Source organism: Brachybacterium netajii (SeqCode), assembly GCF_054114245.1.
Map to the genome: position 1 here is coordinate 66,437 of NZ_JBSYXB010000003.1, position 15,561 is coordinate 81,997.

The following is a 15,561-nucleotide window of genomic DNA, read 5'->3' on the forward strand; positions in this document are numbered from 1 at the left end:
CGCGCCGTCCCGCGCCGTCGGACCCGCCGGAGCCGCGCCGTCGGCTCTGCCCGCACGGCGCTGGAACCCGCGCCGTCGGACCTCCCCGAGGGTCCTGCCTGCCCGGATAGCATGGCGGCATGGCCTCCGTCACATCGCGCTACCGCCAGATCGCCGACGTCCTCGTGCGCAACGGCCTGCCCGTGCTCGCGGGGCAGATCGGGCTGCGCGAGCACATACCGGACGTCCTGCGCCGCCACCGTCCCGCCGAGGATCCCGTGCCGGCGCCGGTGCGCCTGCGGCGCGCGCTCGAGGAGCTCGGGCCGACGTTCGTGAAGCTCGGCCAGATGCTCTCGACCCGCTCCGACCTGCTGCCCGAGGACTGGACGCGGGAGCTCGAGAGCCTGCAGAGCGCGGCCCCCGCGGTCCCCTTCGCGCAGGTCCGCGAGGTGATCGAGCGGGAGCTCGGCGAGCGCGCCCACGAGCTCCTCGACGGGATCGACAGCGAGCCGCTGGCCTCGGCATCCATCGGCCAGGCGCATCGCGCGCGCCTCGCCGACGGCACCGAGGTCGTCGTGAAGGTCCGCAAGCCGGGCGTCGGCGAGGAGGTCATCGCCGACCTCGAGCTGCTGCGCTCGCTGGCCTCCCTCGCCTCCCGCGAATGGGACGTGGCCCGCGACATCGACGTCGAAGCGCTCGTGGCGACCTTCGACCGGACCCTCCGCGCCGAGCTCGACTATCGCGGCGAGGCCGCCAACGCCGAGCGCTTCCGCGAGAACCTCGCCGACGACGCCGCCGTGCGCGTCCCCGCCGTGCATGCCGGGCTGTCGACCGCCGAGGTGCTCGTCGAGGAGGACGTCCACGGCATCCGCATCACCGACGCCGCCGCGCTCGACGCCGCCGGCGTGGACCGGCCCGCGCTGGCCCGCGCCGCCACCCGCACCCTCGTCACGATGGTGCTGGTCGACGGCTTCTTCCATGCGGATCCGCATCCGGGGAACATGTTCGTCGGCGACGACGGCGTCATCGCGCTGATCGACTTCGGCATGGTCGGCCGGCTCGGGCCGACGGCCCGCGAGGACCTCCTGCGCATGCTCATGGCCCTCTCGCACGGCGACGACGAGGCCGCCGTCTCCGCGCTCCTGCACCTCGCGCCCCCGCGCCGGGGCATCGACCGGCGCCGCCTCACCGCCGACGTCGGCGCCCTCATGGAGACCCTCACCCGGGACCCCCTCGCCGAGGTGTCGATGGCCGCGATCGTCGGCCGCATCACCGCTCTCCTGCGCCGTCACCGCCTGCAGCTCCCGCCCGACGTCTCCACCCTGCTGCGGATGCTCGTGCTCACCGAGTCCAGCGCCGTCGCCCTCGACCCCGAGTTCCATCTCTCCGCAGTGCTCGACCAGGTCATCCCCGTGGCGATGATGCAGCTGCTGAGCCCGTCGGCCCTCGCCGGACGCGTCGGCGACGCCGGCCTGCGCGCCCTCCGCCTGGGCACCGAGCTCCCGGGCCGCGCGTCCCGCCTGCTCGACGACTACGAGGCCCGCGGCATCGACGCCCGCCTCCACTCCGAGGACCTCGAGCCCTTCGTCGAGCGGCTCGAGGCGACCGCCGACCGCCTCGTCGTCGGAATGACCATGTCCGCCCTGCTGATCAGCCTCGGCAGCGTGATCGCCGCCCAGCCCGGCCGCGCCAGCGCCCGCGACCCCCTCATGCTCGGCGTCGGGGGAGCGGTCGCCCTCGCCGGCGCCTACCTCGCCGCCGGCGCCGGCCCCGCCCGCCGCGCCGCCCGCATGGTCCGACGAGGCCTCATGAAGCCGTAATCGGGGTGGGGTGGGGTGGGCGCGGGCGGGCGCGTCCGTGGTCGCCCTGTCGTTCTCCCTCCTGGTCCTCCTGGTCCTCCTGGTCTTCCCGTTCCTCTCCGTCCCCTTCCTTCCCGCCCCGAGGAGACTCCCCATGAGCGACACCGCCTCCGCCGAGCTGCTCGCCACGCTCCTGATGTCGATCGCGATCTGCCTGGTCGTGGTGTGCCCCCTGGCCGCGACCGTCCTCGCCGCCCCGTCCGAGCGGCGCCGCTGGGGTGCGACCGCGATCGGCGCCGGAGCGATCGTCGGCGTCGCAGCCGGCCTCGTCGTGGTCCTGTTCGGCGCCGGCTCCGCGCTCTCCGAGCAGCTGCGGGTCTGGACGACGGTCAGCGAGCTCGTCGGCGCGATCCTCGCGATCATCTGCGCGACCCTCCTGCTGCTCCGGCCCCACGGCTCCCTCCTCGGCATCGGCGCGGGCGTCTCCGGCGGACTCTTCCTCGGCTTCGGCATGCCCCTCGCCCCGGCGATCGCCGCCGCCGGCGTCACCTCCGAGCTCGCCTGGATGATGCTCGCAGCGCTCGTCGGCCCCCTGGCCGCCGTGCTCCTCGCCGCTGGCGCCGTCGCCCTCGGCGGCAGCTTCCGGGCCCTCGCGATCGGCATCGCCGCGGCCGCCCTCGTCGCCGGCGTGCTCCTCGCCGTCGCCGACGTCGCCCAGCTGCGCCACCTCCTCTCCGACGCGCCCGCGCTCACGATGCCCCTTGGCGTGCTGGTCATCGCCCAGCCCGTCGTGCTCGTGATTGCCACGATCGTCGGCGCGATCCTCCTGGCCCGCGCCCCGCATCCCGAGGGCGACAGCGAGGACGACGGCGAGGATGACGCGCGCCCCCTCCCCGAGATGCCCGAGGACCCCTTCGCCGCGTGACGGGGGTGGGGCTGACTGCGACGCGGGCGGGGTTCGCGAGGGTGGCTTCGCGGGAGGGGATCCCGCGGGGGCGGCGAGTCCACGGGAGCGGCGAGTGTCCTTCAGCAGTAGCTGAAGCGCTCCATTTCCGGGGGTTTCCGGCCACTCGGCGGGGCGGGCCCCTCGAGGGACTGCTGGGGAGTGCCGGGGACTGCTGGGGAGGGCTGAGGGCTGCGTGGGAAGCGGCGAGTGTCCTTCAGCAGTAGCTGAAGCGCTCCATTTCCGGGGGTTTCCGGCCACTCAGTGGGGGCCTTCTCTTTCGGGGGCAGGGGGAGGGGCGGGGACCCCGCGGGGGCGGGAGTGGCGGGAACCTCGCGGGGGCGGGAGAGGCGGGGACCCCGCGGGGACGGCGAGGGCAGGTGCGGGGGCGAGGTGGCAGGTGCGGGGGCGAGAGGGCAGAGGCGGGGGCGTCGGGGTGTCGGCCTGCGGCGTCGTCCCGTCGGACACAATGGCGGGATGACCACGAGCGCAGCGACCCTCGAGACCGTCCTCGCGCTCCTGCGCACGACGCCGCACACCGAACCGCAGCTCGAGCAGCTCGAGCAGCTCGCGCTCGAGGCCCAGCAGCTCCCGCTCGGCGAGCTGCTCTACCTGGTCGAGACCCGCCCCGCGACCGAGGCGGCGCTCCTGTTCCGCGTGCTCGGCAAGGACGAGGCGCTCGCCGTCTTCGAGGATCTTCCCGCCGATCACCAGGCCGAGCTGATCTCCGCTCTGCGCACCCAGCAGGTCGCCGACATCATCACCGCGCTCGACCCCGACGACCGTGCGTCCCTCTTCGACGAGCTGCCCGCCTCGGTCGCCGAGCGCCTCCTGCACGGGCTGGATGCCGACGAGCGCGCCATGACCACCGCCGTCCTCGGCTACCCGCGCGATGCCATCGGCCGGTACATGTCCCCCGAGGTCGTGCCGCTGACCCCCGACCTCACCGCCGCCGCGGCCCTCGCCCACGTGCGCGAGCATGCCGAGGAGGCGGAGACGATCTACCTCCTGCCCGTCGTGGACGACGGGCGCACGCTGCTGGGCGTCGTCGGCCTGCGCCGTCTGCTGCTCGCCGCTCCCGATGCGCGCGTCGGCGATCTCGCGCACGACGCCGTCCAGGCCCAGGCCACCGAGGACCGCGAGGTCGCGGCCCGACGCTTCTTCGCCGCGAAGCTGCTGGCCATGCCGATCGTCGACGCCGAGGACCGGCTCGTCGGCATCCTCACCGTCGACGACGCCACGGACATCATCGAGAAGGAGAACGCCGAGGACTCCGCCCGCACCTCCGGCTCCGAGCCGCTGCCGCGCGCCTACCTCTCCACGCCGATCCTGCGCGTGGTCCGCAGCCGCATCGTGTGGCTGCTCGTCCTCGCGGTCTCCGCGATCCTCACCGTGCAGGTCCTGGAGATCTTCGAGGACCGTCTCGACCAGGTCGTCATCCTCGCGCTGTTCATCCCGCTGCTGACCGGCACCGGCGGCAACACCGGGAACCAGGCCGCGACCACCGTCACCCGCGCCCTCGCCGTGGGGGAGGTGCGCGTGCGCGACCTGCCGCGAGTGGTCTGGCGCGAGCTGCGGGTGGGCGCGGTGCTCGGCGCCGTGCTCGGATCCCTCGGCTTCGTGGTCGCCGGGCTCGTCTACGGGCTGTCGATCGGGATCGTCATGGGGACGACGCTGCTGTCGATCTGCACCATGGCGGCGATCGTCGGCGGCCTCATGCCGCTCATCGCCAAGCGCGTGGGCGCGGATCCGGCCGTGTTCTCCAATCCCTTCATCTCGACCTTCTGCGACGCGACCGGCCTGATCATCTACTTCACGATCGCGACGGCCGTGCTGGGGCTGTGACGCGGGTGGGCTGTGACGCTGGTGGGCGGTGACCCTGGTGGCCAGTGACCCTGTGGGCCGAGGCGGGGGCGCGTCGACGCTCGGGCGCCCTTCCGAGCCTCGCGATGAAACAGTTTTCATAGCCCCTCGGGCCGACGCACTGAGGGGAGGGGGCTCTGACCTGGAGCGATGCGCGTCGCGCGTCGGGCGTCGCGGTCGATGCACAGCCGTGATTGACATCACGATGAAACGGATGCGCGCTGTGGGCCACCGGCGATGACGCCGGGGATCCACCGGCGATGACGCCGGGGGCGACGACCGGAGACGGGGTGGGCGGCATGCGCAGCACCACGATCCGCGACGTCGCCGCCGCGGCGGAGGTCTCCATCTCGACGGTCTCCCGCGTGATCTCCCATCCCGAGCTCGTCGCCCCGGAGACCCATGCGCGGGTCCTCGCGATCGCCCGGGAGCTCCGGTACGGCCCGGCGCTCCCCGAGCGCACGGGGCGCACGGGAAGCACGGGAAGCACGGGGCGCACCCGGCCGAGCATGCTCGGTCTGGTGGTCCCGGATCTCGAGAACCCGTTCTTCGGCCTGTTCGCCAAGGGGGTGCAGGCCCGCGCGAGGGCGGCCGGGATGCTGGTCGCGGTCAGCGACATCGAGGAGGACGGCATGCTCGAGCGCACGATGCTCGAGTCGATGGCCGACGGGGTGGACGGGCTGATCCTGTGCTCCCCGCGAGGCGACGACGAGAGCATCCTCGCCGCCGCCCGTCGGGTTCCCACCGTCATCGCCAACCGCGAGGTGCCCGGGATCCCGACCGTGATGTTCGACGAGGACCGCGGCATCACGTCCCTGCTGGGCCACCTCCTCGCGCTCGGGCACCGTCGCATCGCCTACGCGGGCGGCCCGTCCCATTCCTGGTCCCATCGACGCCGCGCGAAGGCCGTGCGCCGATTCGCCGAGCGGGAGGCGGGCGTCGAGGTCATCGACCTGGGGTCCTTCCAGCCGTATCTGAGCGGTGGCCAGGGTGCCGCCGATCAGGCGCTGGCCGAGTCCGTCACGGCGATCTTCGCGTTCAACGACCTGCTCGCCCTCGGCATCATCGACCGGCTCGTGCAGCGCGGCGTCCGCGTCCCCGAGGACATGAGCGTCGCGGGCGTCGACAACGTGGCCGCGGCGACCTATGTCCGCCCGCATCTGACCACGGTGGATGTGCCGCGCATCCGCATGGGACGCACCGCCGTCGACCTGCTGCTGACCATCATGCGCGACGGGGCGCCCGCTCTGGCCTCCCCGTCCCCGACTCTGTCCCCGATCCTCCCGGCCGAGCTGATCGTCCGGGACTCCACCGCCGTCGCACCGGCCGCTCCCGGCCGGTGACCCGCCATGCACCGGCCTCGGCCGGTGCCCCCACCCCGCCACATCGCCGTGACGGGGCGACACCAGGAGGAAACCACCATGCGCACGACCTCTCTCCCCACGTTCACCCGCCGCTCCGCGACCGTCGGGCTCCTCGCCGCCGGCACCGCCGTCGGGCTGGCCGCCTGCTCCGCCCCGGACTCGGGTGGCGGCTCCGACGCCACGCCCGCCGAGGATGTCCCCGACACTCCGTCCGAGGCGGTCGAGGTGAACATCTTCGACGTCGCCGGGGCCCAGAAGGAGCTCGGCCCCATGATCGAGAAGTGGGCCGAGGACAACCCCGACATCATCTCCTCGGTGAACTTCGAATCCGGTGATGCCCCGTCCCTGGTCGGCCAGATCAAGCCGCAGGTCGACAGCGGCAGGCTCGAGGTCGACCTGGTGCTGACCTGCAACGACGGGCTCTCCGCCGGCATCGGCTCGGACCTGTGGATCCCGCTGGTCGACACCTACGGCGACCGGCTCGGCAACCAGGCGAACTATCTGGACGCGGCCGCCGCCATGCAGGAGCTCGCCTCCGGCTACGGCGTCGTGCTGTCCTACTACCCCTCCGGGCCGCTCCTGCAGTACAACCCCGAGAAGGTCGACGACGTCCCCACCACGCCGGAGGATCTGCTGGCCTGGGCGGAGGCGCATCCCGGCGAGTTCGGGTATGCGCGCCCGGCGAACTCCGGCCCCGGCCGCACCTTCCTCATGGGCCTGCCGTACATCCTCGGCGACTCCGATCCGAAGGACCCCGAGAACGGGTGGGAGAAGACCTGGGAGTACCTCAAGGAGCTCGGCCAGCACATCGACAACTACCCCAGCGGCACCGGGCAGGTCATCTCCAACATGGCCGACGGCAGCTGGAACATGATCCCGACGACGACCGGCTGGGACATCAACCCGCGCGCCACCGGGCAGCTGCCGGCCGAGTTCGAGGCCGCGGCCTTCGATGAGTTCACCTGGGTCACCGACGCGCACTACGCGGTGATCCCCGTCGGGCAGAGCGCGGACAAGATCTCCGCGCTCCTCAACCTCCTCGACGGCATCCTCGCGCCCGAGTACAACGCGATGGCGTACGACGAGGGGTACTTCTACCCCGGCCCCGCCGTCGAGGGCGCCACGCTCGACCTCGCCCCGGAGTCGAGCCAGCAGGTCGTCGAGGAGTTCGGCCGCGACTGGTACGACGACCTCATCGAGTCGGCGCCGCAGGAGACCCCGCTCGAGCCCGATCTGATGGTGAAGGCCTTCGACATCTGGGACCGCGAGGTCGGGAGCCAGGGCTGAGACGCCGCCGCGACCGGACGAGCATCGCAGGACGAGAGGCATGACCAGATGATCACAACAGCAGAGGGATTCGACCGGATCCGCATCGACAACGTCGGCCGACGGTTCGGCGGCACCGTCGCCCTGCAGGGCTTCGACCTCACGGTCCGGCAGGGGGAGTTCATCGCCCTGCTGGGGCCGTCGGGCTGCGGGAAGTCCACGGCGCTGAACTGCCTGGCGGGGCTGCTGCCCCTGACCGACGGGTCCATCCATGTGGGCGACCAGCGCGTGGACGTGCTGCCGCCGGAGAAGCGCGACTTCGGGATGGTCTTCCAGAACTACGCGCTCTTCCCCCACCTCAGCGTCGAGAAGAACGTCGCCTTCGGGCTGCAGATGCGCGGGGTCCCCCGCAAGGAGGCCGACCGACGGGTCGCGGAGGCGCTGCGCCTGGTCCGCCTCGAGGACCATGCGCGCAAGCTCCCCGGCCAGCTCTCCGGAGGGCAGCAGCAGCGCGTCGCGATCGCCCGTGCGGTGGTGATCGAGCCCCGCGTGGTGCTCATGGACGAGCCGCTGTCGAACCTCGACGCGAAGCTCCGCCTGGAGATGCGCACGGAGATCCGTCGGCTGCACCAGACCCTGGGCCTGACCACCATCTACGTGACCCACGACCAGGAGGAGGCGCTGTCGCTGGCCGACCGCCTGGTGGTGCTGCGCGCCGGTCGCGTCCAACAGATCGGCACCCCGCAGGAGCTCCACGACAACCCCGCGAACTGGCACGTCGCCGACTTCATGGGATACCGCAACCTGCTCGACGTCTCCGTCTCCTCCGCGCCGGACCCGCAGGGGAGGGTGCACATCCGCGGCGACGGCCTCGACCTCGTCGGCACCGCCGCGCACGACCTGGCGGCGGGGGAGGGGGCGCGCCTCGCCGTGCGCCCCTCGGATCTCCTCGTGCAGGGGTCCGCGAGCCCCATCCCGTCGTCGGCCAACCGGATCGAGGCCGAGGTCGAGATCGTCGAGTACCAGGGCCGCGACTATGCGGTCGAGGTGCGCACCGCGGGAGGACGGAGCCTGCACGTCCGCGCCGACCACGCCCCCGAGGTGGGTGCGGCGGTGCTGCTCACCCTCGATCCCGAGCGGGCACTGGTGTACCGCCGGGATCTCGACGGTGCGGCCGGCGGCGGGTCGGCTGGTGGGGTGGCTGGTTCGTCGGCCGGCGGGTCGGCTGGTTCGTCGGCCGACGGCGCGGCCGGCGCGCACGGTCCGGCGGTGTCGGCATGACCGCCGCGACGACAGGAGGCACGAAGCAGGCGCGGGGGACGGCCAGCCTCCGCCACCGGCTGGCCGATCGCGGTGTCGACTCCCAGCTGCTGTTCCTCCTCCCGGCGATCGTGTTCATCCTGGCCCTGTTCGTCTACCCCTTCGCCTACGGCTTCGGGCTCACGCTCCAGCCCACCCAGGACACGATGGACACCTGGGGCGGAGGAGTGCTCGCGAACTACGTCCGCTTCTTCCAGGACGCATTCACCTTCGAATCCGTGTGGCTGACGGCACGCCTCGCGATCCCCGCCGCGCTCATCAACGTCGTCGTCTCGATCCCGCTCGCGATCAAGCTGAAGCAGAGGTTCCGGGGCAAGCAGCTGATCTCCACGCTGCTGGTCCTCCCGATCACCCTCGGCACCGTGCTGACCGCGCAGGGCCTGCTGATCTTCGCCGGACGCCAGGGCTGGCTCAACCAGGCCCTGATGAACATCGGGATCCTCGACCAGCCGCTCTCCCTGGTGCACAACTACATCGGCGTGCTGCTGTCGCTGATCATCTCCGGGTTCCCGTTCGCGTTCCTGCTGATCTCCTCCTATCTCTCCGGGATCGACCCGTCCCTGGACCGTGCGGCGCGCTCGCTCGGGGCGGGATGGGCGCAGCGGTTCGTGCGCATCACCCTGCCGCTGCTCGCACCGGGGCTCGCGACCACGTTCATCCTCACCTTCGTGCTCGCCTTCAGCGTGTTCCCCTCGGCCACCCTCGTCGGCGACCCGAGCGGATCCACGCGCGTGCTCGCCGTCGTCGCCTACCGGTTCTTCGGCGAGCAGTTCGACTATCCGATGGCCTCGACCACGGCCATCATGATGGGCCTCGCCGAACTGATCGTGGTCGCGATCGTCCTGCTGGGACGGTCGTTCCTCTACAAGGGCTCGACCGGAGGCAAGGGCTGATGAGCATGCACGACACCGAGAGCACCCCGCGCGACGGCGCATCCCGCGACGGCGCATCCGCGGCCGACGGCCGTCCGCTCCCCGCACCGGCCGACGCCGCCTCAGCCGGCCGCTCGCGCCGACCGTCGGCCGACCGCTCGCGCCGACCGTCGGCCGACCGCATCTCCGGCGACCGGGCGCTGTCCGCGCAGCCCAGCACCTGGGTGGCCTGGGCAGGGATCGCCGCCTTCCTGATCCTCCTGCTCGGGATCCTGATCAGCGTCGTCATCGACTCCTTCGGCACCGCCTGGTTCGCGAACTGGCTGCCGGAGGCGTTCACCCCGAGCTGGTACGCCGAGGCCTGGACCCGCTTCGACCTGGGCCACGTCATCGGCGTGACGCTCATCGTCGCGATCGCCGTCGTGGTGCTGTCGATCCTCATCGGCGTGCCGGCCTCGTACACCCTCGCCCGACGCCGCTTCCCCTTCAAACGAGCAGTCACGGCGCTGTTCCTGCTGCCGGTGATCATCCCGCCGATCACCTTCGGCATCCCGCTCGCGACGGTGATGTACAACTTCGGGCTCGGACGCACGGTGCTCGCCGTGATCCTCGTGAACCTGGTGCCGTCCGTCCCGTTCGTGATCATCACGATGACCCCGTTCATCGAGCAGATCAATCCCTCGATCGAGAACGCCGCCCGCATGAGCGGAGCCAGCATGCGGCACGTGTTCGTGCGGATCCTCGGGCCGATGCTCGTCCCCGGCATCCTCGCCGCCGCGATCCTGGTGCTCGTGCGGACGGTCGGGATGTTCGAGCTGACCTACCTGGTCTCCGGGCCCGGCACCGACACGCTCGTCGTCTCGATCTTCCGCGCCATGACCTCCGCCGGCGGCTCCGAGCCGCGGCCGCTGGTCTCGGCCATGGCGTTCGTCTACACCGCGCTGATGCTCCTCACGCTGATCATCGCGCTGCGATTCGTGAACCCGACGCAGCTCGTGGCCAGGGTGGACGCCGGGGACGCGGACTGAGGACGGTGGCGGTGTCTTCTTTCGCGTGGGCGGGCGTGGCCTCTTCGCGGGCGGGCGTGGCCTCTCCGTGGGCGGGTGCGGCGTCTTCGTGGGCGGGTGCGGCGTCTTCGTGGGGGAGTGTCCCTCAGCAGTAGCTGAAGCGCTCCATTTCCGGAGGCCAGCGGCCACTGGGCGAAGGATCCCTCCACGGGGGAGCGCTCGAGCGGCCTCGAAGGAGCGCGAGCGTCATCGCGGGCGCTGAGTGTCCCGCAGCAGTAGCTGAAGCGCTCCATTTCTGGGGGTTTCTGCCCGGTGGGCTGCCCGGCTTCGAGCGTTCGCCTCGAGGCCGGGCGGCTTTCCTCTTTTCTCGCCGGGGCGGGCGGTTTCTCCTTGCGGGTCGGGTTGATCCCGTCTGAGGGTCGGGCAGTTTCCCTCGTCGCCGGGGGAGTGGCCCTCAGCAGTAGCTGAAGCGCTCCATTTCCGGGGGGTTCTGCCCGGTGGAGGCTGAGAGGCGCGCTCGAGTGCACTGGCACGTGCTCAGGTGAGAGGACGTGCTCAGGTGAGAGGACGTGCTCGGGTGAGAGGACGTGCTCAGGTGAGAGGACGTGCTCGTCGAGTCGGCCCGTCACCCCTCCGGGAAGTACCTCGCACGGAGCCGCTCCGACTGCACGGTGCTGCCGTTGCGCCGATCCAGGGCCTCGGCGATCTTCTGGGCGCTCTCTCGCAGCTGCAGGCCGCGTTCGTCGGACGGGGCGCGGGCGAGCAGGACCCGCGCGGCCCCCGCGTAGGTGTCCAAGGGGGCAACCTCTCCGGCGTCCGCCTCCGCGAGCGCGCTGTCGAGCACCTCGTCGAGCGCCCCCGGGACCTGGGACGCGACCTCGAGCAGGACCGAGCGCGGCAGGTTCCCTACCGTCTCGAGGTCGTGATCGTCCTCCTCGAGCTGTGCGACGAGAGCTTCTGCATCGCGCACCCTCGAGCTCTGTCCGGTGGTGCCCTCCCCCTCAGGGAGCCCGTTCCGCAGCGAGATCCACACCGTCCACGTGAGCGCCGCCTGCTGCTGGGCCGGGTCGTGGGACTTCTCCAGCACCTCCGCCACCAGGCCGGGGACGGCGCCGGGGTCCACGGGCACCAGGATCTGTGCGAGGTCGAGGAGCATGTCGAAGCGGTCGACGTCGCCCGCTTCGGCGTCGAGACGCGCATGGACCTCCTGCAGCAGCGGCTCGACCTCAGTGAGCCTGCCGAGGTCCATCAGGTGGACGGCGCGAGCCAGCCGAGCGATCGCGATCGGGGTCGTCGGCTTGCCCGTCAGGGCGCGCAGCTCGGTCTCCGCAGCGATGATGCGGTCGATCCGGTCCAGGGGGACCGAGGGCTCCTCGAGGGCGGTGAGGACCACGGGGAGGAAGAGGCCCGCGGCAGCCTTCTCGAACGCCGGGTAGGTGCCGCCGACGGCGAGGGGCTGGACCTTCTGCGCTTCCTCGTAGCGCAGCGCGAGAGCCGCCTGATCTCCGGTCGAGTAGGCGAAGATCGTGTGCATGAGCCGCGCGGCGAACGCCGCCGCCGGCACTTTCAGTTCTCGGCTGCGGGCGATCGTGGCGGCGACGAGCGCCTCGGCCTCCTCCTCGGACTCGCATTCGCTGATTGCCGATGCCTGCGCGTAGAGCGCCAGGTAGTCGTCCTGGAGCGCGGCAGGTATGGAGTCGAGACCCACCGGCGAGGTCCGACGCGCGAGCCAGCCGGCGCGCAGGATCCGTTCGGCCCGATCCTCGCCCGGTGCGTCGGCCGAGCCGGCGGCCCGCCCATCGGCCGAGCCGCTGGCCCGCCCGTCGGACCCGCTGGCCCGCCCGTCGGACCCGCTGGCCCGCCCGTCGGACCCGCTGGCCCGCCCGTCGGACCCGCCAGCCCGCCCGTCGGACCCGCCAGCCCGCCCGTCGGACCCGTCGGCCCGCCCGTCGGGGCTGACGGGCGGAAGGTCCGCGAACCAGAAGTCCTGCAGCTCCCGGGAGTGGATGTCGGTCCCGCCGCGCGCATCGTGCGCCGCGGCACCTTCCGCGGCCAGCTCGCGCAGCAGGGCGGCCTCCTCTCCCGTCGGATCCTCGAGCGCACGGCTGCGAGCGAGGGCGGCGTGGAGCCGCCACGGCCCGGGATCGAGCGGGCTGGATCCGAGTCCGACGTCCGCGACGATGCGGGCGTCGTCCGGCCGATGCTCCAGCACGACCAGCAGGTCTCTGATGGTCGCCGTGCGCACGAGCTCATCGACGCTGAACTGGGTGAGGAGTTCGTCGCCGATGCGGGCGGCGACGTCCTTCCGCCCGGCGCGCGCGGACAGCGACCCGAGGAACACCTGCAGCAGCACGATCTGGTCGTAGTCCTCCCGATCTCGGTCGATCCTCCCGAGGTCCGCGCCGATCGTGGCGAGTCGCCGGGCGAGCGTCTCCGCGGCGGCGGCCGGGTCGAAGGGCTCCAGCAGCATGATCTCTCGCGTGATGGTGCTGGTGTCCAGCGCGGGCCAATCGGGGCTGCCGATGCCCTGCCACGCATCCAGGAGCTCGAGCGTCCGCTCCTGCTCGCCGAAGACCGCGGCGAGCGAGGCGCGCGCGAGCATGATGGAGGCGAGGTCGAACCCGTGGACTCTCGTCTGCTGCTCGACGAGCTCGACGACCCGCTCGAGCTGCGGGCGGGGCAGGGACGGATCCTCCTCCGCCACGACGACGAGGTCGGCCGCCCCGCCGAGGAACCGCCTCAGGTTGGCCGGGTGGATGTGGTCGCCGTAGCGGCTGGTCAACTGCATGAGCCGGGCGAACGCGGCCAGCGACTCCTTCGCCATGCCCGCCATGCTGAGCAGCGAGTACTGGCCGAAGCGCGCGCTCGCCGCAAGATGCGGGACCCCTTCCTCCTCGCAGGCGGCGATCTGCTCCTCCCAGGCGCGGATCTTCCCGAGGTCGTCGGGCATGTCCCAGAGCTCGCCGCTGCGGTCGATGAGCGCGCGCACGCGCTGCGCCTTCTCGCCGGTGAGCCCGCTGACGTCGTCGTATCGGATCATCGTCATCCCCTGTCCTTCGTGGTCGATCGTGGTGCGCTGGTCGTCGTCGTCGTCGTCGTCGCCGCCGACAGCAGCAGCGTCTCGAGCGCGGTGGCGAGCTCCGCCTGCTCCTCGGCGTGCAGCCGGATGCCGGCCTGCAGCAGGCTCAGCAGGTGCAGCGCCTGGATCGCGTGGTCCCGGGCGGCCGCGGCGAGGTTCCCGCCGAGGGCGCGCACCGCCTCGGCGCGGAGGTTGAGGACGAGCGTGGGTCGGGTGTTTTTCGCCCCGCCGACGCCCGAGCCGCCGACGGTCGTGCTGGCGATGCTCGAGCCGTCGGAGCTCGCTCCGTCGATGCCCGCGCCGTCCGATGCGCCGCCGAGCAGCTCGGCCCACGGATCGTCGTCGGCGTCGTCGAACACGAAGCCCGCGGCGCGCCCCGGGACATGGAGCACGAGCCGTGAGACGGGGCGGAAGGACCGCACCTCGACCGCCACGCCCCGCATGTCCAGCACGCGGCGCGCGGCCGTGCCGATCTGCTCGGCGAGGTCCGCATCCTCGGCGCGCGGGGCCGCCAGCCGCTCCAGGAGCTCCGACAGCGCGAAATCGCGGGCGGTGAGGCGGTCCTGCGCCTGGTCATACGCCCGGAGCATGGCCGCGCCGTGGGTGTAGGAGCCGTTGACGAGCAGGTCCCCCTGCGCCTGCACGAGCGGGGCATAGGTGCTGAACTCGCGGTCGTCGGCGGTGATCGTGATCCGCGCCGGCATCTCGACCAGCCGCATCGGACCGGCGCTGGTCTCCCAGGTGAGGTGCCTGGCGACGAAGTCCAGCATCTGCGGGTGCGCGACGGCGAGCGCGAGCAGGCTCTGCCCATGCACCTCGACGAACTGCGAGAAGACCTCCGGCTCCCCGGTAGCGAGGGATTCGATGCCCGCCCGGATCTGGTCGCCGATCTCGGTGCGGGCGGCCTCGAGGGCGGCGGAGTCGTTCAGCGATTCGCGCGAGGCGGTGAGTCCGAGCGACCCCGCCTCGACGGCGACCCGCGCGAAGCTGACCCATTCGGGCACGAGCTGGGTGTTGTCCGCCGCGACCGCCATGCCGTGCGAGAACACGCGATCCCCCGCGCGCCCGCGCCCGGGACTCGCCGCGCCGGTCACGAAGGCGATGCCGCGCAGGCCCAGCAGGGGCACGTCCACGGGGATGCTCGTCAGCGGGACGAAGCCGAAGGCGTCCTCGCACCAGCCGGCGGCAGCCTGCTCGGTCAGGTCCCACGGGGCAGGGTGCTCGCTGACCGCGACGGCGGGGCGAGGATCGCCGACGACGGCGAACGTGATCGGGATGTCGAGCAGGGACGCGTACTCGCGGGCGAGGGCGTGAACGCGGTCGGCACGGACCCATTCGGCGTCGTCCGCCCTCGCGCGCACCCGCACCAGGCTGCCGGGCTCGGTGAGCGGCTCCGCCGCCGGTCCGACGGTGAAGGTGCCGTCGCCATGGCCGACCCAGTGCATGGTCCGCGCCTGCGGATCGAGGGCGCTGAGGGAGGTCACCTCGATCCGGTCCGCCACGAGGAAGCAGGACAGCAGGCCGATCCCGAACTGGCCGAGGAACTCGCGGCGCACCGCGGCGAGCTCCTCCCTCTTGCTGGACGCGCCGATCGTGGACAGCAGATTCCGTGCGTCGGCTTCGGTGAGGCCGACGCCGTAATCGCGCACCATGAGCTCGCCCCGCTCCGGATCCACGATCAGCTCGACGGGCGGAAGCCCCTCGGCGGGGGAGATCCCTTCGCTGCGCGGCATCGCCTGGCCGGGCGGCGTCACCCCGCCGCGCGCGACGACCGCGTCCCGCGCGTTCTGGATCAGCTCCCGCACGTAGACGCGCGGACTCGAGTACAGGTTGTGCGACAGGATCTCGACGATCCCCCGCAGGTCGACCTGGAAGTTCTCAGCGGCTCCTGACATAGGCCGAAGGATAGGCCGGGGAGCGAGAGGGCGTGTCCCCTGTGTGGATGAGAGTGCTCGGCGTGGGGGTTGGGTGTCTTCGGGGTGGGCGGGAGCGAGCTCTGCGAGGGCGGGGGTTCCCTCTGCGCGGGCTGGAGTGCCCTCTGTGCGAGCGGAGTGCGCTCTGCGTGGGCG

Annotated in this window: 10 protein-coding genes; 8 read left to right on the forward strand and 2 right to left on the reverse strand. The window is 72.2% G+C overall.

The window, feature by feature from the left end; translation table 11 throughout:
- Window positions 1–119: 119 nt before the first annotated feature.
- The 8 genes from ACXET9_RS07695 to ACXET9_RS07730 all read left to right on the forward strand — a co-directional run bounded on the left by ACXET9_RS07695 (window position 120) and on the right by ACXET9_RS07730 (window position 10,434).
- Window positions 120–1,799, forward strand: a complete 1,680-nt coding sequence (locus ACXET9_RS07695) for an ABC1 kinase family protein (protein ID WP_457885931.1) — start codon at window positions 120–122, stop codon at window positions 1,797–1,799.
- A gap of 133 nt (window positions 1,800–1,932) precedes the next feature.
- The gene (locus tag ACXET9_RS07700; protein ID WP_457885932.1) at window positions 1,933–2,703 is read left to right on the forward strand and encodes a hypothetical protein; all 771 of its coding nucleotides are present in this window, start codon (window positions 1,933–1,935) and stop codon (window positions 2,701–2,703) included.
- 495 nt (window positions 2,704–3,198) lie between these two features.
- Window positions 3,199–4,566 carry a magnesium transporter gene (gene mgtE, locus ACXET9_RS07705; RefSeq protein WP_457885934.1) on the forward strand — a complete coding sequence of 456 codons (1,368 nt, stop codon included), beginning with the start codon at window positions 3,199–3,201 and terminating at the stop codon, window positions 4,564–4,566.
- 317 nt (window positions 4,567–4,883) lie between these two features.
- Window positions 4,884–5,927: a LacI family DNA-binding transcriptional regulator gene (locus ACXET9_RS07710; RefSeq protein WP_457885935.1), complete on the forward strand. Its 1,044-nt coding sequence runs from the start codon at window positions 4,884–4,886 to the stop codon at window positions 5,925–5,927.
- A gap of 78 nt (window positions 5,928–6,005) precedes the next feature.
- Window positions 6,006–7,235 carry an extracellular solute-binding protein gene (locus tag ACXET9_RS07715; RefSeq protein ID WP_457885936.1) on the forward strand — a complete coding sequence of 410 codons (1,230 nt, stop codon included), beginning with the start codon at window positions 6,006–6,008 and terminating at the stop codon, window positions 7,233–7,235.
- A gap of 48 nt (window positions 7,236–7,283) precedes the next feature.
- Complete coding sequence (locus ACXET9_RS07720) at window positions 7,284–8,495, forward strand: ABC transporter ATP-binding protein (RefSeq protein WP_457885937.1); 1,212 nt, start codon at window positions 7,284–7,286, stop codon at window positions 8,493–8,495.
- Window positions 8,492–9,427: an ABC transporter permease gene (locus tag ACXET9_RS07725; protein WP_457885938.1), complete on the forward strand. Its 936-nt coding sequence runs from the start codon at window positions 8,492–8,494 to the stop codon at window positions 9,425–9,427. The genes ACXET9_RS07720 and ACXET9_RS07725 overlap by 4 nt, the downstream gene beginning before the upstream one ends.
- Window positions 9,427–10,434: an ABC transporter permease gene (locus tag ACXET9_RS07730; RefSeq protein WP_457885939.1), complete on the forward strand. Its 1,008-nt coding sequence runs from the start codon at window positions 9,427–9,429 to the stop codon at window positions 10,432–10,434. Before ACXET9_RS07725 ends, ACXET9_RS07730 begins: the two co-directional genes overlap by 1 nt.
- Window positions 10,435–11,038: 604 nt before the next feature.
- On the opposite strand, the gene ACXET9_RS07735 is transcribed toward ACXET9_RS07730, so the two are convergent.
- Together ACXET9_RS07735 and ACXET9_RS07740 are read right to left on the reverse strand one after the other, a co-directional pair.
- Window positions 11,039–13,459, reverse strand: coding sequence for a hypothetical protein (locus tag ACXET9_RS07735; protein ID WP_457885940.1), 2,421 nt, complete (start codon window positions 13,457–13,459; stop codon window positions 11,039–11,041).
- Entirely contained in the window at window positions 13,456–15,387 is a 1,932-nt protein-coding gene (locus ACXET9_RS07740) for an ATP-binding protein (RefSeq protein ID WP_457885941.1), read from the reverse strand. Before ACXET9_RS07740 ends, ACXET9_RS07735 begins: the two co-directional genes overlap by 4 nt.
- Window positions 15,388–15,561: the final 174 nt, after the last annotated feature.